This is a genomic window from Streptomyces sp. NPDC034099, assembly GCF_055575415.1.
Genome location: NZ_JBVISR010000008.1, coordinates 81,623 through 100,972, shown reverse-complemented (window position 1 = coordinate 100,972; position 19,350 = coordinate 81,623). Strand labels below are relative to the sequence as shown.

Annotated in this window: 23 protein-coding genes; 10 read left to right on the top strand and 13 right to left on the bottom strand. The window is 73.2% G+C overall.

All coding sequences use genetic code 11. The annotated features are described in order from the left end of the window. Window positions 1-15: 15 nt before the first annotated feature. Window positions 16-924, bottom strand: a complete 909-nt coding sequence (locus ACZ56V_RS23145) for an NmrA family NAD(P)-binding protein (protein WP_468944807.1) — start codon at window positions 922-924, stop codon at window positions 16-18. Window positions 925-1,031: 107 nt separating this feature from the next. Here ACZ56V_RS23145 and ACZ56V_RS23140 point away from each other — a divergent pair, with 107 nt between their 5' ends. The 4 genes from ACZ56V_RS23140 to ACZ56V_RS23125 all read left to right on the top strand — a co-directional run bounded on the left by ACZ56V_RS23140 (window position 1,032) and on the right by ACZ56V_RS23125 (window position 3,744). After that, on the top strand, window positions 1,032-1,595 hold the full coding sequence (locus tag ACZ56V_RS23140; RefSeq protein ID WP_467380167.1) for a TetR/AcrR family transcriptional regulator: 564 nt from the start codon (window positions 1,032-1,034) through the stop codon (window positions 1,593-1,595). A gap of 172 nt (window positions 1,596-1,767) precedes the next feature. After that, window positions 1,768-1,989, top strand: a complete 222-nt coding sequence (locus tag ACZ56V_RS23135) for a hypothetical protein (RefSeq protein ID WP_398908840.1) — start codon at window positions 1,768-1,770, stop codon at window positions 1,987-1,989. Further along, the gene (locus ACZ56V_RS23130) at window positions 1,983-3,281 is read left to right on the top strand and encodes a hypothetical protein (RefSeq protein WP_467380169.1); all 1,299 of its coding nucleotides are present in this window, start codon (window positions 1,983-1,985) and stop codon (window positions 3,279-3,281) included. The genes ACZ56V_RS23135 and ACZ56V_RS23130 overlap by 7 nt, the downstream gene beginning before the upstream one ends. A gap of 61 nt (window positions 3,282-3,342) precedes the next feature. Next, complete coding sequence (locus ACZ56V_RS23125) at window positions 3,343-3,744, top strand: DUF2809 domain-containing protein (protein WP_398908843.1); 402 nt, start codon at window positions 3,343-3,345, stop codon at window positions 3,742-3,744. On the opposite strand, the gene ACZ56V_RS23120 is transcribed toward ACZ56V_RS23125, so the two are convergent. Genes ACZ56V_RS23120 through ACZ56V_RS23110 form a run of 3 tightly spaced genes read right to left on the bottom strand, consistent with a single transcriptional unit; the run spans window position 3,731 to window position 6,059 of the window. Then, complete coding sequence (locus ACZ56V_RS23120) at window positions 3,731-4,588, bottom strand: biotin-dependent carboxyltransferase family protein (protein ID WP_398908845.1); 858 nt, start codon at window positions 4,586-4,588, stop codon at window positions 3,731-3,733. The genes ACZ56V_RS23125 and ACZ56V_RS23120 overlap by 14 nt on opposite strands. Further along, window positions 4,585-5,310: an allophanate hydrolase subunit 1 gene (locus tag ACZ56V_RS23115; protein ID WP_398908846.1), complete on the bottom strand. Its 726-nt coding sequence runs from the start codon at window positions 5,308-5,310 to the stop codon at window positions 4,585-4,587. The genes ACZ56V_RS23120 and ACZ56V_RS23115 overlap by 4 nt, the downstream gene beginning before the upstream one ends. Beyond that, window positions 5,307-6,059, bottom strand: a complete 753-nt coding sequence (locus ACZ56V_RS23110; protein ID WP_398908847.1) for a LamB/YcsF family protein — start codon at window positions 6,057-6,059, stop codon at window positions 5,307-5,309. The genes ACZ56V_RS23115 and ACZ56V_RS23110 overlap by 4 nt, the downstream gene beginning before the upstream one ends. A gap of 218 nt (window positions 6,060-6,277) precedes the next feature. Between ACZ56V_RS23110 and ACZ56V_RS23105 the strand changes: the two genes are divergently transcribed. From ACZ56V_RS23105 to ACZ56V_RS23090, 4 genes are read left to right on the top strand one after another with little or no spacing between them, the layout of a single operon-like run. Next, entirely contained in the window at window positions 6,278-6,997 is a 720-nt protein-coding gene (locus tag ACZ56V_RS23105; RefSeq protein ID WP_356366900.1) for a DUF969 domain-containing protein, read from the top strand. After that, entirely contained in the window at window positions 6,994-7,968 is a 975-nt protein-coding gene (locus ACZ56V_RS23100; RefSeq protein WP_104630130.1) for a DUF979 domain-containing protein, read from the top strand. The genes ACZ56V_RS23105 and ACZ56V_RS23100 overlap by 4 nt, the downstream gene beginning before the upstream one ends. Before the next feature lie 47 nt (window positions 7,969-8,015). After that, a complete protein-coding gene (gene pcp, locus ACZ56V_RS23095; protein ID WP_398908850.1) occupies window positions 8,016-8,666 on the top strand; it encodes a pyroglutamyl-peptidase I in 651 nt (216 codons plus the stop codon). Beyond that, the gene (locus ACZ56V_RS23090; protein WP_468944797.1) at window positions 8,666-9,691 is read left to right on the top strand and encodes a DUF2891 domain-containing protein; all 1,026 of its coding nucleotides are present in this window, start codon (window positions 8,666-8,668) and stop codon (window positions 9,689-9,691) included. The genes pcp and ACZ56V_RS23090 overlap by 1 nt, the downstream gene beginning before the upstream one ends. A gap of 7 nt (window positions 9,692-9,698) precedes the next feature. Here the strand turns inward: ACZ56V_RS23090 and ACZ56V_RS23085 are convergent, their stop codons facing one another. The 4 genes from ACZ56V_RS23085 to malX all read right to left on the bottom strand — a co-directional run bounded on the left by ACZ56V_RS23085 (window position 9,699) and on the right by malX (window position 13,736). After that, on the bottom strand, window positions 9,699-10,490 hold the full coding sequence (locus ACZ56V_RS23085) for an alpha/beta fold hydrolase (protein WP_468944794.1): 792 nt from the start codon (window positions 10,488-10,490) through the stop codon (window positions 9,699-9,701). A gap of 79 nt (window positions 10,491-10,569) precedes the next feature. After that, a complete protein-coding gene (gene rpmF, locus ACZ56V_RS23080) occupies window positions 10,570-10,740 on the bottom strand; it encodes a 50S ribosomal protein L32 (RefSeq protein ID WP_398908854.1) in 171 nt (56 codons plus the stop codon). Window positions 10,741-10,872: 132 nt separating this feature from the next. Then, entirely contained in the window at window positions 10,873-12,096 is a 1,224-nt protein-coding gene (locus ACZ56V_RS23075; RefSeq protein ID WP_398908856.1) for a MalY/PatB family protein, read from the bottom strand. 2 nt (window positions 12,097-12,098) lie between these two features. After that, window positions 12,099-13,736, bottom strand: a complete 1,638-nt coding sequence (malX, locus tag ACZ56V_RS23070) for a maltose/glucose-specific PTS transporter subunit IIBC (protein ID WP_398908858.1) — start codon at window positions 13,734-13,736, stop codon at window positions 12,099-12,101. A gap of 361 nt (window positions 13,737-14,097) precedes the next feature. Here malX and ACZ56V_RS23065 point away from each other — a divergent pair, with 361 nt between their 5' ends. After that, a complete protein-coding gene (locus tag ACZ56V_RS23065) occupies window positions 14,098-15,429 on the top strand; it encodes an SGNH/GDSL hydrolase family protein (RefSeq protein WP_398908859.1) in 1,332 nt (443 codons plus the stop codon). 22 nt (window positions 15,430-15,451) lie between these two features. Here ACZ56V_RS23065 and ACZ56V_RS23060 read toward each other — a convergent pair whose 3' ends face one another. After that, window positions 15,452-16,081 carry a TetR/AcrR family transcriptional regulator gene (locus tag ACZ56V_RS23060; RefSeq protein ID WP_467380177.1) on the bottom strand — a complete coding sequence of 210 codons (630 nt, stop codon included), beginning with the start codon at window positions 16,079-16,081 and terminating at the stop codon, window positions 15,452-15,454. Window positions 16,082-16,165: 84 nt separating this feature from the next. On the opposite strand from ACZ56V_RS23060, the gene ACZ56V_RS23055 reads away from it, so the two are divergent. Then, window positions 16,166-17,110 carry an aldo/keto reductase gene (locus tag ACZ56V_RS23055; RefSeq protein ID WP_467380178.1) on the top strand — a complete coding sequence of 315 codons (945 nt, stop codon included), beginning with the start codon at window positions 16,166-16,168 and terminating at the stop codon, window positions 17,108-17,110. 79 nt (window positions 17,111-17,189) lie between these two features. On the opposite strand, the gene ACZ56V_RS23050 is transcribed toward ACZ56V_RS23055, so the two are convergent. From ACZ56V_RS23050 to ACZ56V_RS23035, 4 genes are read right to left on the bottom strand one after another with little or no spacing between them, the layout of a single operon-like run. Next, window positions 17,190-17,723 carry a TetR/AcrR family transcriptional regulator gene (locus ACZ56V_RS23050; RefSeq protein WP_398909401.1) on the bottom strand — a complete coding sequence of 178 codons (534 nt, stop codon included), beginning with the start codon at window positions 17,721-17,723 and terminating at the stop codon, window positions 17,190-17,192. Between the two features lie 22 nt (window positions 17,724-17,745). Next, entirely contained in the window at window positions 17,746-18,582 is an 837-nt protein-coding gene (locus ACZ56V_RS23045) for an alpha/beta fold hydrolase (protein ID WP_468944787.1), read from the bottom strand. A 60-nt stretch (window positions 18,583-18,642) separates the two neighbouring features. Then, window positions 18,643-18,981 (bottom strand): nitroreductase/quinone reductase family protein, encoded by a 339-nt coding sequence (locus tag ACZ56V_RS23040; protein WP_467380181.1) that lies wholly within the window; start codon window positions 18,979-18,981, stop codon window positions 18,643-18,645. A 50-nt stretch (window positions 18,982-19,031) separates the two neighbouring features. Beyond that, complete coding sequence (locus ACZ56V_RS23035; RefSeq protein WP_398908867.1) at window positions 19,032-19,262, bottom strand: hypothetical protein; 231 nt, start codon at window positions 19,260-19,262, stop codon at window positions 19,032-19,034. Between the last annotated feature and the right edge of the window lie 88 nt (window positions 19,263-19,350).

The window sequence follows — 19,350 nt, the reverse complement described above, 5'->3', positions numbered from 1 at the left end:
CCGGAGTTCCCAGCGTCAGTCCGACTCCGGCAGGTGTGCGCTTGCCCAGGTCCTGAAGGGGGTGAGGGGAATGCCCAGGTCGTGGGCGAACCGCGGGAGGGCGGGCTGGGGGAACTCGTTGAGCGACGCCTGGCCGAACCCCATGTCCGGCATCCCGGCGGCGACCGCCTCGTCCTCGGTCATGTCGGACGGGGTCAGGGTCGTGCGCAGGTGCGCGGAGAGTATCTCGGCGATCTCCCTCATCGTCAGCAGGTCGCTCGCCAGCTCCAGTTCGACCCGGTCGAACCGCTCGGGTTCCGCCACGGCGGCCGCGGCGGTCGCACCGATGTCGTCGACCGCGACCAGGGACAGCCGGGTCGAGGGCTTCAGAAGGCTCACCAGGCCGCCGTGTACTCCCCGGGGGAAGACGATGGCCTCCGAGGGGAGCAGGTTCTCCATGAAATAGCTCGGCTTGACGATCGTCCAGTGCGTGAACCCCGCCTCGCGCACCCGGTCCTGGATTCCGGCCTTCGCCGCATAGTAGGGCCCCATCCATCCCCAGCGGTCCTTCACCCAGCTCGTGTGCTGCCCGGCACCCGAGACGGAGGTGTGCACGAACTGGGGCACCCCGGCCTGCCGCGCGCCCTCGATCAGGTGGACGGCCTGGGCGACCTCCCCCTCGAAGCCGTGGCGCTCGAAGTCGGGCATCTGGACGGAGAAGACGGCGCGGGCCCCTTCGGCGGCCCGGACCACCGAGTCGCGGTCGTCCAGGTCCCCGACGGCCAGCTCGGCGCCGAGGGCCGCGATCGCCGCGGCCCGCTCGGTCGAGGGGTCACGGACCAGGGCCCGGACCGGAACGCCGGACTTCAGCAGGGCGCGGGCGGTCGCGCCACCCTGCTTGCCGGTCGCGCCGGTGACGAGGACGGGTGCGGAGGAGTCGGGCATGGGTGAGCCTCCCGGGTGAGGGGGTTGGAATAAGTGGCGGGGCCCGCCACTTAGCTGCCGGGTACGATACGGAGGGCCCCGCCGTTTAGCAATGCCGAGAGGACGCCATGCCCCACCACCAGCGCGCGGACGCACGGCGCAACTACGCCCGGATCCTGGCCGTCGCCGAGGACGAGGTCGCCGCGCACGGCGCCGAGGCATCCCTGGAGCGGATCGCCCGCGTCGCGGGTGTCGGCTCGGCGACGGTGCGCAGGCACTTCCCCGGACGAAGCGCCTTGCTGGAAGCGGTGTTCCGCGAGCGGATCGAGGCGCTGTGCGCCCGTGCGGCCGCGTCGGCGGACACGGTGGACGCCCGCGCCGCCCTCCTGGACTGGCTGGAGAGGTTCACCGAGTACGCCGCGTCCGCACGGGGCATGGCCGAGGCGCTGGCCCAGGACCGGCTGGTCGGACCGGAGCGGGTGAGTGCCTGCTCGGTCAAGCTCGAAGGGGCTGTCGAGCCGCTGCTGCGGCGCGCGGTCGAGAGCGGGGTGGTGGCGCCGGACGTCACCGCCGCCGACCTTCTCGCGCTGGTCACGGGCATCGCCCTGGCCACGGAGCGCCATGCCGACCCCGCCGCCGAGGGGCGACGCCTGCTGGAGCTGACCGTCCGGGGCATCAGCCCGCCGAGGTGAGCGCGGCGCGCGGGCCTTTCGGCCGATCCCCCCGTGGGCACCGGAGAGCGGGTCGTCCCAACGTGTCCTGCGGACTCCTCCGCCAGACGTGCGCCAACCGCACTGGGCGCCGCGGCCGTCGCGAGGGCGGCCGGGGACGGCCGGCCGGGCAGGGCCGGTGCGGGGCACGGACGTGAGCGTCCGTCAGCGGCCGACGGCCGACTCCGCACGGGTGGCGACTGCGCCCGGACCGACGTTCGTCCGCGTGGCCTGCCGGGTCCACGGCGGCCTCGTCGAGTACGACGGCTACAGCAACGACGCCCGGTCGTACCTGCCCGACCACGGCGGTTACGTCTCCACCAGCAGCTTCGTCGACGTCGACGACGCCTGGCCCCCAGGAGTGCCCCCATGCTGACCCCCTCCCTCCGGCGCCGCGGCTGTGCCCCGCGCCGCAGACCCCCCACCACCCGCGCCCTGAGCGGCCCGGTGTGCCTGCTCGCCCTCGCCGGTACGACCCTCGCCGCCACGCCCGCCCCCGCCGCCGACGCCGCGAGCCCGCCCGCCGAGGTGTCCTGGCGCGCCGACCTGGCCCCGACCGGCGCCGACGACGTCAACGTCCGCTACGACGAGGGCGCCCTGCGGGTACGGGACGGCTCCGTCAGCCCCGCCTCCCTCGGCCGGGACCGCGGCTATGCCTCCGCCGTACTGGAGCCGCACCACGTGGACCGGCCCGTCGACCGGATCGCCGTGGACCTCGACGCGACGGTGCCCGACACGGCGAGCGTCGAGGTCGACGTGCGCGGACGCGCGGCTGACGGAACCTGGACCGAGTGGCGGCGGGCAACGCCCGGCACCCCGGCCGAACTGCCCCGCGACGTCGTCGACGTCCAGGCCCGGCTCACCCTGTGGAACGCCAAGGGCGAACCCACCGCGGCCGTACGGGCGGTGACCCTGACGGCGGACGACGCGGGCCGCGCCCCCGCCGAGCCCGCTCCGGCGACCAGGGCGGCCGCCTTCTCCGCCCGCGTCTACGCCACCCGCGAGGGCCTCGTCGGGCACACCACCGCCAACGGGCACGTCATCCGGACCAACGACCACTTCGTGGCGCTCCCCTCCCGCCGCGCCCTGTCCCCCAACGGCAGCGGCCAGTACTCGGTGCAGGTGTGCGGGCCCGCCCGCTGCGAGACGGCGCCGGTGTGGGACGTCGGCCCGTGGAACACGCACGACGACCACTGGAACCCCTCGTCGGTGCGCGAGCAGTGGAAGGACCTTCCGCAGGGTCTTCCCGAGGCGCAGGCCGCCTACGAGGACGGGTACAACGGCGGACGCGACGAGTTCGGCCGGCAGGTCGCCAACCCGGCGGGCATCGACCTCGCCGACGGCACCTTCTACAACGTGGGTCTCGACGACAACGGCTGGGTGACCGTCACCTACCTGTGGACCGAGGGCGGCGGCGACACCACGTCGTTCCCGACCTGGGGCACGGACGTGAGCGTCCGGCAGCAGGCGACGACCACCTCCACCCGCGTGGCGACCCTGCCCGGGCCCACGACCGTACGCGTGCGGTGCCAGGTCCACGGCCAGCTCGTGACCTACGACGGCTACAGCAACGACGCCTGGTCCTACCTGCCCGACTACGGCGGTTACGTCTCCAACATCTTCATCGACGTGGCCGACGCCTGGCTCCCGGACGTCCCCACCTGCTGACCCTCAGGCGCGTATGCCGGGGCGGTGGGGGACCGGGAGGGACGGCCCGCACAATGAACGCATGGCCTTCACCTCCCCGACCCGCGCCGGTGCGCGGGACCATGCGCTGCGCAGGCGCCTCGGGGCCGCGGTGGCCGCAGCGGTGATCGTCGGCGCCGGACTCGCGCTCAGGGCCGTGGCGGCGGGCGAGGTGGCCAAGTACGGCGGAGACGCGCTGTACACCCTGCTGCTGTTCGCCCTCGTCCTCGTGGCGGCGCCGAGGACGGCACCGGTGAAGGCCGCCGCGGTGGCCCTGGCGGTGAGTTGGGGCGTGGAGTTCCTCCAGCTCACCGACGTGCCCGCGCACCTCGCCCGGCAGAGCACGGCGGCCCGCCTGGTCCTCGGTTCCACCTTCAACGCACCGGACCTGTTCTGGTACGCGGTCGGCGCGGCGACCGGCCCGCCGGCCGTCAGGCGAGCGTGAAGCGCACCGGGGTTCCGGCCGCGGCCTGGGCCGCCGCGGCCAGCGCGGGCTCCGGGACGACCGCGACGACCGGGTAGCCGCCCGTCGTCGGGTGGTCGTGCAGGAAGAGCACCGGCCGGCCGTCCGGCGGGACCTGCACCGCGCCCAGGACCATGCCCTCGCTGGGCAGTTCGCCCGCCGACGCGCGTTCCAGCGGTGGTCCCTCGGTGCGCAGGCCGATGCGGTTGCTGTGCGGGGAGACACGGTAGGTGGCCGAGGTGAACGTGCGCAGCGCGGCCGGGGTGAACCAGTCGGCGCGGGGGCCCGGGCGTACCGGCAGGACCAGTTCGGCGGGCGGTCCGGGCCAGGGAGCGGCGACCGGCGGCGGCACCGGCAGCGGCGGGATGCCCACCGCGACGACCTCCCCGTCCCGCAGGGGCTCCGGGCCCAGGCCCGACAGCAGGTCCGTCGAGCGGCTGCCGAGGACGGGTTCGGCCGCGATGCCGCCCGCGACGGCCACGTACGAGCGGACGCCCGCGGTGGCCGCCCCCACCTCCAGGACCGAGCCCGCGGGCACCCGCACCGGGGCGCCCCAGGCGGCCGGTCTGCCGTCGACCGTCACCGGGCAGGGCGCACCGCCGACGACGGCGGTGACGTCCTGGTCGGGGCGCAGGGCGCAGCCGGTCAGGGTCGTCTCCAGGACGGCGGCGTCGGGTGCGTTGCCGAGGAGGCGGTTGGCCAGCCGCATCGCGGGCGCGTCCAGCGCACCGGAGCGGGGCACGCCCAGGTGGGCGTGGCCGGGCCGGCCCGCGTCCTGCACCGTCGTGAGCGCCCCGGAGCGCACAGTCGTGAGCTTGGTCGTCATGCCCCGGCCTCCCGCCCCGTCCCGACCACCGCGGGGCCGCCCACCGCAGTGCCCGTCGCGGTCGCGTCGCCCGCCGTGACAAACCGCACACGCGTCCCCGGGGAGAGGAGCGCCGCACGCTCCCGCGCCGGGTCCCACAGTGGCCGTGGGTCGGGCATGGTGCCGATCAGCTGCCAGCCGCCCGGGGTGGCGCGGGGGTAGACGGCGCTGTACGGACCGGCGAGGGCCACCGCCCCGGCCGGGACGCGGGTCCTGGGCGTGGACCGGCGGGGGACGTGCAGGTGAGGGGGCAGTCCGGTGAGGTAGCCGAACCCGGGCGCGAAGCCGCAGAACGCGACCCGGTAGGTGTGCGAGCCGTGCAGGGCGCCGACCTCGTCGGGCCCGACCCCCCACCGGGCCGCCACGTCGGCCAGGTCCGGCCCGTCGTAGCGCACGGGGATCTCCACCACGGCACCCGTGTCGTCCGCGACCGGCGGCACCTCCCAGTCGGTGACCCGGCGGGCCAGCGCCTCCGGGTCCGGCACCCCGTCCAGCAGCACGGTCCGCGCTCCCGGCACGATCTCCTCGACCGGCGGCAGCGTCCCGGCCGCGCGCCGGCGCAGCACCTCGGCGTGGAAGGCGGCGGTGCGCTCCGCGTCGGGCAGCTCGACGAGGAGGGCGTGGCGACCGGCGGGATGCGCCGTGAGTGCCCCGGTGTGCGCCGTGCGGCCGTCGTCCGTCATGCGAACGCCCCGATCCCGACCCCGGACGCCTCCAGCGCCTCGCGCACCCGGGCCGCGATCCGGGCGGCGTTCGGGGTGTCGCCGTGCACGCACAGCGAGCGGGCGGCCACCGCGACCGTCGTGCCGTCCACGGCCTCGACGGAGCCCGCCACGGCGAACGCCACGGCACGGCGTACCACCGCGTCCTCGTCCGTCACCACCGAGCCGGCCTCACGGCGGGGGACCAGGGTGCCCCGCGCGGTGTAGGCGCGGTCCGCGAAGGCCTCCGGGACGCCGGTGAGGCCCGCTTCCGCGGCGACCGTGAGCAGCCGCGAGCCGGGGAGCCCGAGCACGGGCAGCGCGCCGCCCGCCAGGCTCACCCCGGCCACGACGGCACGGGCCTGCTCGTCGTCGTGGACGGTGCGGTTGTAGAGCGCGCCGTGCGGCTTCACGTAGGCGACCGTGGCCCCGGCGGCCTCGGCGAAGACCCGGAGGGCGCCGATCTGGTACGCCACCTCGGCGGCCAGCTCGTCGGCGGGCACGTCCATGGCACGCCGTCCGAAGCCCGCCAGGTCGCGGTAGGACACCTGCGCCCCGATCCGCACCCCGCGCTCGGCGGCGAGGTCGCAGACGCGGCGCATCACCGAGGGGTCGCCCGCGTGGAATCCGCAGGCGACGTTGGCGCTGGTGACGACGGAGAGCAGGGCGTCGTCGTCGGTGAGGGTCCAGCGGCCGAAGCCTTCACCGAGATCTGCGTTGAGGTCGATCACACCTTGAAAGTAGACGATCGTTGAACGATCCGACAAGAGACTGCCCTGTGTGACCGCTTCCGGGGACGAGGAAATTCGCCTCTTGTTAGATCGTTCAACGATCGCTAGTGTCCGTGCATCTGCCACACATCTGGAGCTATGGTCCCCGGGACCGATGAGTCACGTTCCGAAGCTCCGGATCCGTGCCCTGCCCCCTCATGCCTGAAGAAGGCCACCGAATGATCGTTCTCCTCGGTGTGGTCGTGGTGATCCTCGGATTCGTCACGCGCCGCAACCCCGTCCTCGTGGTGGGCGTCGCCGGTATCGTCACCGGACTGCTCGGCAAGATGAACCCGCTGGAGGTCCTCGCGGCCTTCGGCCGGTCGTTCGCCGACAGCCGCTCGGTCACCGTCTACGCCATCGTGCTCCCGGTGATCGGGCTGCTCGAGCGCTACGGCCTGCGCGAGCAGGCCCGCAATCTCATCGGCCGCCTGGGCAAGCTCAGCGCCGGCCGGTTCCTCACCGTCTACCTGCTGGTCCGGCAGGTCACCGCGGCCTTCGGCCTGAACAGCATCGGCGGCCCGGCCCAGACCGTGCGGCCCCTGGTGGCACCGATGGCCGAGGCCGCCGCCGAACGCTCCACCGGGGCCAAGCTGTCCGACAAGTGGCGCGAGAAGGTGCGCTCCTACTCGGCCTCGGCCGACACGGTGGGCGTCTTCTTCGGCGAGGACTGCTTCATCGCGATCGGCTCCATCCTGCTGATCACCGGCTTCGTGAACTCCACGTACCACCAGGACATCGAGCCGACCCAGCTCGCCCTGTGGGCGATCCCGCTGGCCGTCTGCGCCTTCGTCATCCACGGCGCCCGGCTGCTGCTCATGGACAGGCAGCTCGAGCGCGAGATGGCCCAGGCCGCCGCCGAGCACGACCTGCCGCTTCCCGAGGGGGCCGACAAGTGATCAAGGTCGAATGGCTGTACTGGCTGATAGGCCTCGTCTTCGTGGTCATGGCCGTGCAGATGGCCGCGGACCGCAGCAACCCCAAGCGGTGGACGTCCGCCGCGTTCTGGGGCCTGCTCGGGCTCACCTTCCCCTATGGCACGGGAGTCGCCAACGCCACCGCGGACAACGGCGGCTGGACCCTGCCCGCCGAACCGCTCGGCGTCGCCGTCCTCGCCCTGATCGTGCTGGCCGGCTTCAACTTCCTCGGCAAGGGCGTCCCGGTCACCACCACCGGCGAGCAGCGCGAGGCCGCCGCCGCCCGGCTCGGCAACAAGATCTTCATCCCGGCGCTGACCATCCCGCTCGTCGCCATCGTCTGCGCCTCCGTCCTCGACGAGTCCGGGCTGTTCGAGACGGGCAAGGCCACCCTCCTCGGGCTCGGCCTCGGCTGCGTCGCCGCGCTCGTCGTCGGCATGCTCGTCACCGGCGAGAAGAAGGTCTCCGTCCCGATCCACTCCGGCCGCTCCATGCTGGAGGCGATGGGCTCCGCCCTGCTGCTGCCCCAGCTGCTGGCCGTGCTCGGCTCGATCTTCGCCGCCGCCGGGGTCGGCGACCAGGTCGGCGACATCATGAACAAGGTCCTCCCCGACGACTCGAAGTACCTCGCCGTACTCGCCTACTGCGTCGGCATGTTCCTGTTCACCGTCATCATGGGCAACGCCTTCGCCGCCTTCCCGGTGATGACGGCGGCGATCGGCTGGCCCGTCCTCATCCAGCAGATGCACGGCAACGAGCCCGCCGTCCTCGCGATCGGCATGCTGGCCGGCTTCGCCGGCACCCTGTGCACGCCGATGGCCGCCAACTTCAACATCGTCCCGGCCACCCTGCTCGAACTGAAGGACCAGTACGGGCCGATCAAGGCACAGCTGCCGACGGGCGTCGCCCTGCTCGGCTGCTGCACCGTGATCATGGCGCTCTTCGCCTTCTGATCCCGCCCCCGATCCCCGCCATCCGACCCGCACGGCAAGGAACGCCCATGACCCGTGTCCTCATCACCGGCTTCGCCCCCTTCGGCGGGGAGCGCGTGAACCCGTCCTGGCAGGCGGCCTCCCTGGTGGCCGCCGAACCGCCCGCCGGGCTCACGGTCACCGCCGCCGAACTGCCCTGCGTCTTCGGCAAGGCACTCGACGCCCTGCGCGACGCCGTCCGGGCGGAGCACCCCGACCTGGTGCTCTGCCTGGGCCAGGCGGGCGGACGCCCCGGCGTCACCGTCGAGCGGGTCGGCATCAACGTCGACGACGCACGCATCCCCGACAACGCCGGCGCCCAGCCCATCGACGAACCGGTGGTCCCGGACGGCCCCGCCGCCTACTTCTCCACCCTCCCCGTCAAGGCGTGCGTCGCCGCGATGCGCGAGGCCGGGGTCCCGGCCGCCGTCTCCAACACGGCCGGCACCTTCGTCTGCAACCACGTGGCCTACGGCCTCGGCCACCTCATCGCCACCGAGTTCCCGCACCTGCGCGGCGGGTTCGCGCACGTGCCCTGGGCGCCGGAACAGGTGCCCGACGGCACCGCGCCCGCCCTGCCGCCCGCCACCGTCGCCCACGGCCTGCGCGCCCTGCTGGCCACCGCCGCCCGCACCCCCGCCGAGCAGGACCTCAAGGTCACCGAAGGAGCCACCCACTGATGCCGCTCAGCGCCCACGCGGCCCCCTTCGCCCAGCTCGCCCTGGCGAACATCACCCGCGAGTACCCCAACTTCCCCGCCCACCTGATCACTTCCGCCGACGAGCACCTCGCACCCCGCTCCCTGCACCCCGCCTTCTACGGCGCCTACGACTGGCACTCCTCGGTGCACATGCACTGGCTGCTCGTCCGCCTGCTCCGCCGCCACGGCGGCACCCCCGCACTGCCGGACACCGCGGCGGCCGTCGCCGTGCTCGACCGGCACCTCACCCCCGACCACCTCGCCACCGAGGCCGCCTACCTGCGCGACCGGCCCTCCTTCGAGCGCCCCTACGGCTGGGCTTGGCTGCTCGCGCTCGCCGCCGAGTGCCGGGCGCACGGGGGTGCGGAGGGCGAGCGCTGGGCCGGGGCGCTGAAGCCGGCCGTGGACGCCGTCGACCGGCTGCTGGCCGACTGGCTGCCGAAGGCCACCTATCCCGTGCGCCACGGGAACCACCCCAACAGTGCCTTCGCGCTGGGCCTCGCCCTCGACTCGGGGGAGCTGTCGGCCGGCACCGACCGGGCCGTACGGGAACGGCTGCTCAGCTGGTTCGCCGACGACCACGACGCGCCCGCGCACTGGGAACCGTCGGGGCAGGACTTCCTGTCCCCGGCGCTCACCGAGGCCGACGCGATGCGCAGGGTCCTCACGCCGGAACGGCTCGCGCGGTGGCTCGACCGCTTCCTGCCCTCACTCGGGGCGGGTGCCTCCTGCGCGCTGCTGGAGGTGCCGGTCGTCTCCGACCACGCCGACCCGCAGATCGGCCATCTGCTCGGCCTGACCCTCAGCAGGGCCGCCGCGTTGCGCTCCCTCGCCGACGCCCTGCCGGACGGGCCGGTCCGCGCCCGCCTGGACGAGGCGGCCGGGGCGCATCTCACGGCGGGCCTGCCGGCGGTGGAGCGCGGTGACTTCACCACCGACCACTGGCTGGCGACCTTCGCAGCCCTGGCGCTCGACCCGGTGACCCCGGTGGCCGCGCGCCCCTGACGCCGAGTCACCCGCTGCGCGCGTGCGCCCGCCTGACCGGCAGCATCGTCTCGACCTCGCCCTGCGTGAGGTGGTCCCGGATCAGCCCGTTGACCAGGGCCGCCTTCTCCAGCGGCACCAGGTGGGAGGCACCGGGCACGACGGCGAGCTGGGCACCGGGAACGGCGCGGTACAGGGCGGTGGTGTGCTCCAGCGTCATCAGGTCGTCGTCACCGGACATCACGAGGGTCGATGCCTGGATGCGGGCCAGGTCGTCCGCGGTGAGCGTCGGCTGGGTGCGCCACATGTCGAGCACCTTGGCCGCCACCACCGGCCAGTGGTCCGCGCCGTCCGGCGAGACGGCCTCGTACAGCGCGCGGAAGAACGCCAGGTCCGGCCCCTCGGGCGTCATCGCGTCGAGCATGCCGGGGTCGGCGAAGCACTCGGTTCCGGGACGGAAGTTGGCTCCGATCACCACGACCCCGCGCACCAGGTCGGGCCGGGCGACGGCGACGAGCAGGGCGACGACCCCTCCGTCGCTCCAGCCGACCAGGTGTGCGGGCCCGCCCACGACGGTCTCGACGAACGCCACCGTGTCCTCGGCCATGTCCCGGTAGGTGAGCGGGCCCGGCACGTCCGGGGTGTGGCCGTGCGCGCGCCGCTCGGGCAGGAAGAGGCGGTACGCGGCGGCGAGATCGGGGCGTTGCGCTCCCCACGTGTCGTTGGTGCACAGACCGCCGTGCAGCAGGACCAGCGGCTCGCCGGTCCCCTCGGTCTCGTACCAGGTCCTGACCCCAGGAAGGTCCGCGTACTCGCCCATCGCCCAGGCCCTCTCGGCCGCCGTCGCTCACGGCCAGTCTCCGCCGGGACCCGCACACCCGCAACGCGGGGGAGGAGAGTCAGCCCTCCGGGCGCAGGAGGCCGCGCCGGTACGCGGGCACCAGGTGCCGCGGGACCCGCAGGGTCACCCCGTCCACCGTCACGGGCACCAGGTCCGGCGCACTCGCCTTCCACCGGGCCCGGCGGTGGCGGGTGTTGCTGCGGGACATCTTGCGCTTGGGAACAGCCACGGTGAGGGTCCTTTCGGCAGACGGCCGCCCGGCTCCGCGCGCGCTCGGGGAGCGGTGGAGCCTGGCATGAGACCCCGAGACTACATGAAAACGATGTTCATTACGAAGTTGCTCCGCTCCGAACGCTGCCGCTCATGACCGCTCCGCGGCACCGAGCCGCCGCAGCGCCCGCACCAGCGCCCCGACGCCCGCCTCCGCCTTCGACCGCGGACAGCCGACGTTGAGCCGTACCCGTCCCGGAGAGCCGTAGGCGGACCCCGGCATGACCGCCACCTTCTCCACCTCCACCAACTCCCGTTGCAGCGCCTCGTCGTCGACGCCCAGCGGGCGCAGGTCGATCCAGGCCAGGTAACCCGCCTGCGGAGGCTGCCAGTCGAGCCGGGGAAACGCCTCGCGGAGACGATCGGCGACCATCGCGAGGTTGCCCGCGAGATACGCGCGCAACGCGTCCAGCCAGGGCGCCCCCTCGCGGTACGCCGCGATGTGACCGACCAGCGACAGCACCGCGGGGGAGGAGAGCCCGTCCGCGTCCTTGAGCTGCCGCAGGTAGGCGTCGCGCGAGACCGGGTCGCCGATGATCCCGTAACTGCCGGTCAGCGCGGGGATGTTGAAGGACTTGGACGCCGAGGTGACCACGGCCCAGCGGCCGTCGCCGCCGTGCCGCACCCAGGGGCGGTGGACGTGCGGGGCGTGCGCCAGGTCGGAGTGGATCTCGTCGCTGACGACCGCGACGCCGTGCCGTGCGCACAACCGGGCCATCCGGTCCAGTTCACCGGTCGACCACACCCTGCCCGTCGGGTTGTGCGGCGAACACAGCAGCAGCACGGCCGTGTCGGGCAGCGCCAGCAGCCGCTCCAGCTCCGCCCAGTCGTCCAGGGGGCACTCCAGGAGCCGCCGGCCGCTCGCCGACACGGTCTTGGGGAACGCGTCGTACATCGGGGTGTGGGTGACCACTGCGTCGCCGGGCCGCGACCACAGCCGCAGCAGCCGCGAGACCTGGTAGACGACGGAGGGCGCGTAGACGACCGACCCGGGGTCCACGTCCGTGCCGTGCCGCGACGCGTACCAGTGGACGATCGCGGACAGGAAGTCGTCCTGGCGCCAGCGGGAGTAGCCGAGCACCCCGTGGTCCAGACGGGCGCGCAGCGCCGCCAGCACCTCGGGGGCGGTCTCGAAGTCCATGTCGGAGATCGTGAACGGCAGCAGGTCCGGCACGCCGAAACGGTCCTGGACGTAGTCCCACTGCGTGCACCAGGTGCCGTGCCGGTCCACCGTCGTGTCGAAGTCGTACGGCGAGGACGAGGACGAGGACGGAGGCGTGGGCGTCGGAGCGGCCGGGGACGAGTGCGCGGTCACGGTCAGCCCACCGGGATCATCGTCGCGATGGCGTCCTTCACGGACTGGACCTGCGGGCCGATGACGACCTGGACGTTGTGCCCGTCGAGCTTGATGACCCCCACGGCCCCCAGCTTCTTCAGCCGTGCCTCGTCGACCTGTTCGGCGTCCGCCACCGTCATGCGCAGGCGGGTGATGCAGTTGTCCAGGGACCGGATGTTGCCGGCGCCGCCGATCGCGTCGAGCATGGCGACGGCGTCGTACTTCCCCGCGACCAGCTCGCGCGGCCGCTCCGGAGCCTCCCCGCCCTGGTCCTCGTCGTGTCCCTCGTCATGTGCCTCGCCGTGCGCCTCTTCGTGCGCGTCGTCCGCCGGCGGGTCCTCCCGGCCGGGCGTCTTCAGGTCGAAGCGGGTGATGGCCCAGCGGAACAGGAAGTAGTACGCGGCGAACCACACCGCCGCGATCACCGGCACCAGGTACCACTTGGTCGTCGAGCCCTGCAGCACACCGAAGACGAGCCAGTCGATGACGTTGCCGTCGGTGTTGCCGATGAAGACGCCGAGTACGGCCGCCGTGAGGAAGCCCAGCCCCACGAGGACCGCGTGGATGACGTACAGCCACGGGGCGACGAAGAGGAACAGGAACTCCAGCGGCTCCGTGATGCCGCCGACCACGCAGGCCACCACGCCGGACACCAGCAGCGCCTTGATCTCCGGACGCATCCGGCGCCTCGCGCAGTGGTACATCGCGAGCGCGGCGCCGGGCAGGCCGCCGAGGTAGGCCGCCATCTTGCCCTGGGAGAGGAAGTGCGTGGCGTCGGTGACGGCCGAGTTGGGCGCCGCCGAGCAGTCCAGCTGGGCGTAGAACAGGTTGAGGGCGCCGGAGACCTGGTCGCCGCACACGGTCCCCGAACCGCCGACGTCCGTGAAGCGGAACATGGCGACGAGGATGTGGTGCAGGCCGATCGGGCGCAGCAGCACCTCGCCCATGCCGAAGAAGAACGGTCCGAAGACCCCCGTGTGCCCGATGCCCCGGCCGACGGCGTTGATCCAGCCGTTGAAGGTCGGCCACACCAGCGGGATGAGCAGGCCGAGCACGCTCAGGACCAGGGCCGAGACGATCGGTACGAAGCGCAGCCCGCCGAAGAAGGCCAGCGCGTCGGGCATCCGCTGGGTGCGGAAGCGCCGGTGGAGCAGACTGACAACGATGCCAACGGCCACCGCGCCGAGCAGTCCCGTGTCGATGGACTGCACGCCCAGCACGTCGGCTATGCCGTAGTGCTCGATCGCCTTCTCGTCCTCGAAGTCGACGCCCTTGGCGGTGAGATAGAAGTTCACCGCGAGGTTCATGGCGACGAAGCCGACGAAGCCGGAGAACGCGGCCACGCCCTTGTCCTCCCGGGCGAGGCCGAGCGGAATGGCCATCGCGAAGAGCACCGGCAGGAACGTGAAGGCGACCAGACCGGTGTTGGCCATCCAGGTGAAGACGAGGTGGAAGCCCTCGCCCTTCAGGAAGGCAACGTTGTCAGTGACCGCGTCGCTGGACAGCGAGGAGCCGATGCCCAGCATGATGCCGCAGAACGCGAGCAGGGCCACCGGGAGCATGAACGTCTTGCCGAGCCCTTGGAGGAATTCCCAGAGGGCGGCCTTGGTCTTCTGCATGTGTACGGAACTTTCGAGCCTGGGGGGACGGACCCGTCCGCCCGTCGTGACGACATGGGGGGTGGGCCGACGGGCGGTACGAGCGGCTGAAGACATGCCGCCGCAGGGATCACATCACAGCGGGTCGGTGACTGTCCACGGGGTCCCGCCCGCCGGTCACAGCCGTCCTCGCGCGTCGACTGCGTGGTTCCGACGGGACGGTGACCGTGCCTACGATGCGGGCCACCGGAGCGGCGGAGGGTGCGGGCGGAAGGCAGGGGCACGACACGGTCGGCTCCGAAGCGGGCCGCCACCGAGCACAGGACACCATCTCCCCGCCGCGACCGGCGTCCCGTCCAGACATGTCGGAAGGCAGGCACGTATGCGCGGTCCCCTTGCCCGAGTCGCCCGAGTGCTCGACCCCGCACAGGCCCCACGGGCCAGAGGTGCCGCGGCCGCGCTGGCCCTCGCCCTGGCATCGACGGTCCTGGCCGCCTCGGCCGCGTCCGCCCCCGCCGACGCCGCGTCGGGACGGCCCGCGAAGCCCGACGCCTGGTTCACCTCCTGGGCCGCCTCCCAGCAGAACCTCGCCGCCACCCCGTTGCGCGACCAGTCGGTACGCATGATCACCCACCTGAGCCAGGGAGGCGACGCCCTGCGCATCCGCGTCCAGAACACCTTCGGCCGGACTCCGCTCACGGTGGACGCCGCGACGGTGGCCCACAGCAGCGGGGAGGACGCCGCGACCACCGGCCGGCCGCGCCCCGTCACGTTCGACGGCCGGCGCGAGGTCGTCGTCCCGCCGGGCGGCGAGGTGTGGAGCGACCCCGCGGGACTCAGAACCGCAGCCCAGGACGACGTGGCGGTCTCGCTCTCGGTCACCGGTACGGTGCTGCCCGGCCGGCACGAGAGCGCCTTCCGCACCAACTACCTGACCCCGTCCGGCGCCGGTGACCACACCGCCGACCCGGCCGGGACCGCGTTCACCGAGACCACCGGCTCCACCTACCTGGTCAGCGCCGTCGACGTGCGCAACCCGCGACTGCGGGGCAGCCTCGTCGCCTACGGCAGTTCGGTCGTCGACGGCACCGGGTCGACGAACTGCGGACCGGACTGCGACCGCCCGGGCGCCGACCTGAGGTGGACCGACGACCTCGCGCGGCGGATCACCTCGGAGCTGCCCGCCACCCGGCAGTTCGCCCTCGCCAACGCCGGTATCGGCGGCACCACGAGCGCCGCGACCTGCCCGGGCATCGGTGAGTCCGTGCGCGGCCTGGACGCCGCCGCCCGGCTGGAGCGCGACGTGCTGGCCCTGCACGGGGTCACGGGAGTCCTCTACTACTACGGGACCAACGACCTCCCGGCCGGCTGCGACGCCACGCAGATCCAGGCGAGTTACCGCGAGGTGTTCCAGCGCCTGCGGGCCGCGGGCATCAAGGTGTACGTCACGCCCATCACCCCACGCCCCGGCTACACCGACGCGCACAACCGCGACCGGCACGCCGTCGGCACGTTCGTCTCGAAGTGGAACAGTTGCGGCGGCATCTGCGACGGGATCCTCCCCTTCGACCAGGTACTCGAGGACCCCGTGCGGCCGAACAGCATCTACCCGCCGTACGACACCGGTGACGGGGTCCACGCGAACATCGTGGGCCAGCAGGCCCTCGCCGACATCGTCTCGCTCCCGATGCTGGCGGCGTCGGCCCGCCGGTGACCCGGTGATCCACCGGCCCGGGTCATGAACGCCCCGGCGGCCGGAGCGCGTCGACGACGAGATCGAGCAGGCGGCCAGTCCGCTCCGGCTCGTCGTCGGCCGCCGTCGAGAGGAACACCCCGAGGAGCATCGCGGTGACGTCGTCGGGTTCGACGTCCGCGCGCAGCGAGCCGGTCCGCGCTCCTTCCGCGAGCAGGGTGCCGATCGCGGCCGTGATGCGTTCCCGGGTGGCGGGTGTCGCGAGGCGTCCGGAGGCCCAGCTGGTGTGGAGGGTGTTGAGCATGGCGCGTTTCGTCGCGACGAACTCGGCGTAGCGCGCCATCCAGGCGCGCAGCGCCCGCTCGGGCGGCAGTTCGTTCAGCAGGGCCGGGGCGCTGTCGGTGACGGCGTCCAGTTCGGCGGCGTAGACGGCCTCGACCAGTGCCTCCCGGGTGGGGAAGTGGCGGTAGAGCGTGCCGATGCCGACCCCCGCGTCGCGGGCGATGCCTTCGAGCGGAACGGTGTCGTCCGCGGCGGTGAAGGCGGCGCGCGCGGCGGCGACGAGGTTCTCGCGGTTCCGCCGCGCGTGGGCGCGCAGCGGGCGGCCGCCCGGGCTCGTCGGCTGCTGCGGCCGGTCGGCGGCGGGGGGCGTCGGTTCCTGGTCCGGACTCAAAGCGGAGGGTCCTCCGGTAGTGCTACAGTCGGCTTGACGGAGGCTCCTCCGTTTTTGCCATCTTCTCATGAGGGCGGACTTCCCATGACGTCAAACGGCACCTCTGTCCCGGTCACGGCCGAGGGCACCCCCCGTCCCGGTGGCGCGGGGACGCTCGCGGGCCGCACCGTCTCCCGGATCGGGTACGGCGCGATGCAGCTGGAGCGTCTGCACGCCGACCGCGGCGCCGCCGTCGCACTCGTGCGCCGCGCGGTGGAACTCGGCGTCGACCACTTCGACACCGCCCAGTTCTACGGCGACGGCTTCGTCAACGAGGTCCTCCGCGAGGCACTGGGCGCCACGGACGACGCCGTGGTCGTGACCAAGGTCGGCGCCACCCCGGACTCCGGCGGTCCCCTTCCCCTGCGTCTGGCGCAACGGCCGGAGGAACTGCGGGCCGACGTCGAGGCCAATCTCCGGAGCCTGGGCACCGACCGCCTCGCCGTCGTCAACCTGCGCCGCGCCGACACCGGGCCCGGACTCCGTGCCGAGGGTGATCAGCTGGTCGACATCGACGACCAGCTCGCCGTGCTGACGGAGCTGCGGGACGAGGGCAGGATCGGCGCCATCGGGCTCAGCGCCGTCACCCTGGACGGACTGCGCCGCGCGCTGCCGGTGGGCGTCGCCTGCGTACAGAACTCCTACAGCCTGGTGAGCCGTGCGGACGAGGACATGCTCCGGCTGTGTGCCGCCGAAGGCGTCGCCTGGGTGCCCTACTTCCCGCTCGGCGGGGCCTTCCCGGGCATGCCCAAGGTCGCCGACGAGCCCGCCGTCCACACCACCGCACGGGCGCTCGGTGCCACGCCGGCCCAGGTGGGGCTCGCCTGGCTGCTCCACCACGCCGCGAACGTCCTGCTCATCCCCGGTACGGCTGACCCCGGCCACCTGGAGGCGAACATCGCCGTCGGAGGGCTCGCCCTGGACGGAGCGGAGCTCGCCGCGCTCGACGCGGTGCCCAGCCGCTCCGCGGACCACGTGCGGCTCGGCTGAGACAGGGACGCGTCTCCCGGGGGGCCGGACGCGAGCGTGATCTCCGGGTGGCGGGACGGGAGGGTCTCCGGTGCCGACCTCACATGGCGCGCAGGCCCCGGTCGGCGAAGGCGACGAGCCAGTCGAAGCTCTCGTCGATGTCCGTGCTCCACTGGAAGCCGTGTGCCGCCTCCAAGGTGGCGAAGCCGTGGCAGAGGCTGCGCAGCAGGCGCAGGGCGTGGTTCACGTCGGAGGCTTCGATCTCGTAGCCGCGCAGGACGGCGGTGAACGCGATGAGCAGCCGCTCTCCCGCCGCGGCCAGGGGATCGTCCGGGCCGGACGGCTCCTGGCCGATCGTCGCGGCGTACCGGCCGGGGTGCTCCACGACGAAGGCGCGGAAGGCGCGCGCCGCGGCCGCCAGGGCGTCGCTGCCCGCCCGGCCCTGTACCGCGCTGCCGACGGCGTCGGCGGCCTCGTCGAGGGCCAGCGCCGCGATCCGCCGGATCAGGTCGTCCTGGCCCGTCACGTGCTTGTACAGGGACGGGGTGCGCACGCCGAGCCGGTCGGCCAGCAGGCCCATCGTCAGTTTCGTGAGGCCCACTTCGTCGGCGAGGGCCGCGCCCGCGCCGACCACGGCCGCTCGGTCCAGGCCCGCCCTAGGCACGGGCGGCGTCCGAGCGCAGGAAGGCGAGCAGGAGCGTCACCACCCGGTCGGGGAACTGGTGGTGCGGGTAGTGGCCGGCGCCCTCGATCATCTCCAGGCGGCCGAGGCCGGACGGCAGCGCGTCGACGACGGCCGAGCCCTCGGCGTGCGGGTCGGCCCAGTCGGGGTCGAGCGTGCCCATCACCACCAGGACCGGGCAGCGCACGTCGCCGAGCCGGGCGCCGGCGTCGGTCGGAGCGCTGCGGCCCATGGCCTGCATGGCCTTCATCCGGCCCGGCTCGCGCAACCGGGTCTCGATGAGGCCCAGCCGCTCGGTCCAGTCGGCCGGTTTCACCCCGGGGTAGGCGACGTCGAGGTACGAGCGCCAGAGCGGCAGACTGCCGAAGAGCCCCGCGCCGAGCAGCCGCACCATGCCGCGCCGGAACCGCCGCACCCGCAGGTCGCCGAGCCGGATCGACTGCTTGCGGGTGAAGGGCGCCAGTTCGACCACGGAGGTGACGAGCGAGGGCTCCCGCGCCGCCGCGATGGTCGCCGCGCCGCCCGAGACGGAGTGGCCGACGAGCACGGCGGGGCCGCCGAGGTGGCGGATCAGGGCGAGCAGGTCGCCGGCGATGTCGGTGCGGCTCCAGGCCGGCCAGTCGACGCTGGACTCGCCGCAGCCGCGCAGGTCGACCGCGGCCACCCGGTAACCAGCCGTCACCAGCTCGGGGATCAAGGCACGGTAGGCCTCGCGGCTGTCGCCCATGCCGTGCGCGAGCACGATCAGCGGGCCGGACCCGGCTATCTCGTAGGCGATCGTTCCGCCGTCGACGGCAAGGTACTCGGTCATGGCAACCCCCAGATGCGGCTAATGAAGTTAGCTAAAAGCTATTGTCATTAGCCGCACCTGTCAAGAGCGGTCGGCCTCCTCCCGCGGGCATGACCCGGATTCGAGACGTACGAAGGGGATCGCGCGCCCGACCCGGCGCGACGCCGTCACGCTGCCGTCGGAGGGCAGGCGCGCGAAGGCGCACAGCCGGCGTGCGGCGCGGGGGTGGCGCGCGCCGTACTTCTCCATGAGTGCGGCACCGTCCTCGGGGGCGAGGAAGCGGGCGGTGACCGCGTGGTGCCGGTTTCCGAACTGCGGGACCGTCTTCGGCTGTTCGCGCAGGTTGCGGTACCAGTCGGCCGGCGGGCCGAAGCCGGACGCCACCGTCCAGGTTCGGGAGTCCCGCTCGCAGGCCACCACCTCCAGGACGACACGGCGGTCCAGTCCCGAGACCCGTGTGGAACGACGTTTCAGTCCATGGGGAGTGGTGGCCGCATCGCCTGCTCCAGGGCCCGTTCCACCTCGCGGCGCGGCACGCCCTGTTCCTCCGCGCAGTCGGTGATGCCCTGGACCAGGGCGGCGGTGGCGTCCGACCAGACCGCCAGGGCGACCGTGGCGTTCTCGCCGGCGTTGTTGCGGTAGCGGTTGTCAGCCGCTTCGACGGCTCGCTGGAGTTCGATGAGGCGTCTCGGGATGTCCATGGTGACGAGCCTAGGAGCGATGATCATGGATTTCAGTGGCCGGTCGAACGCGGTTCGCTCTCAGCGGGGGCAGTCGTCTTTGCCCTCG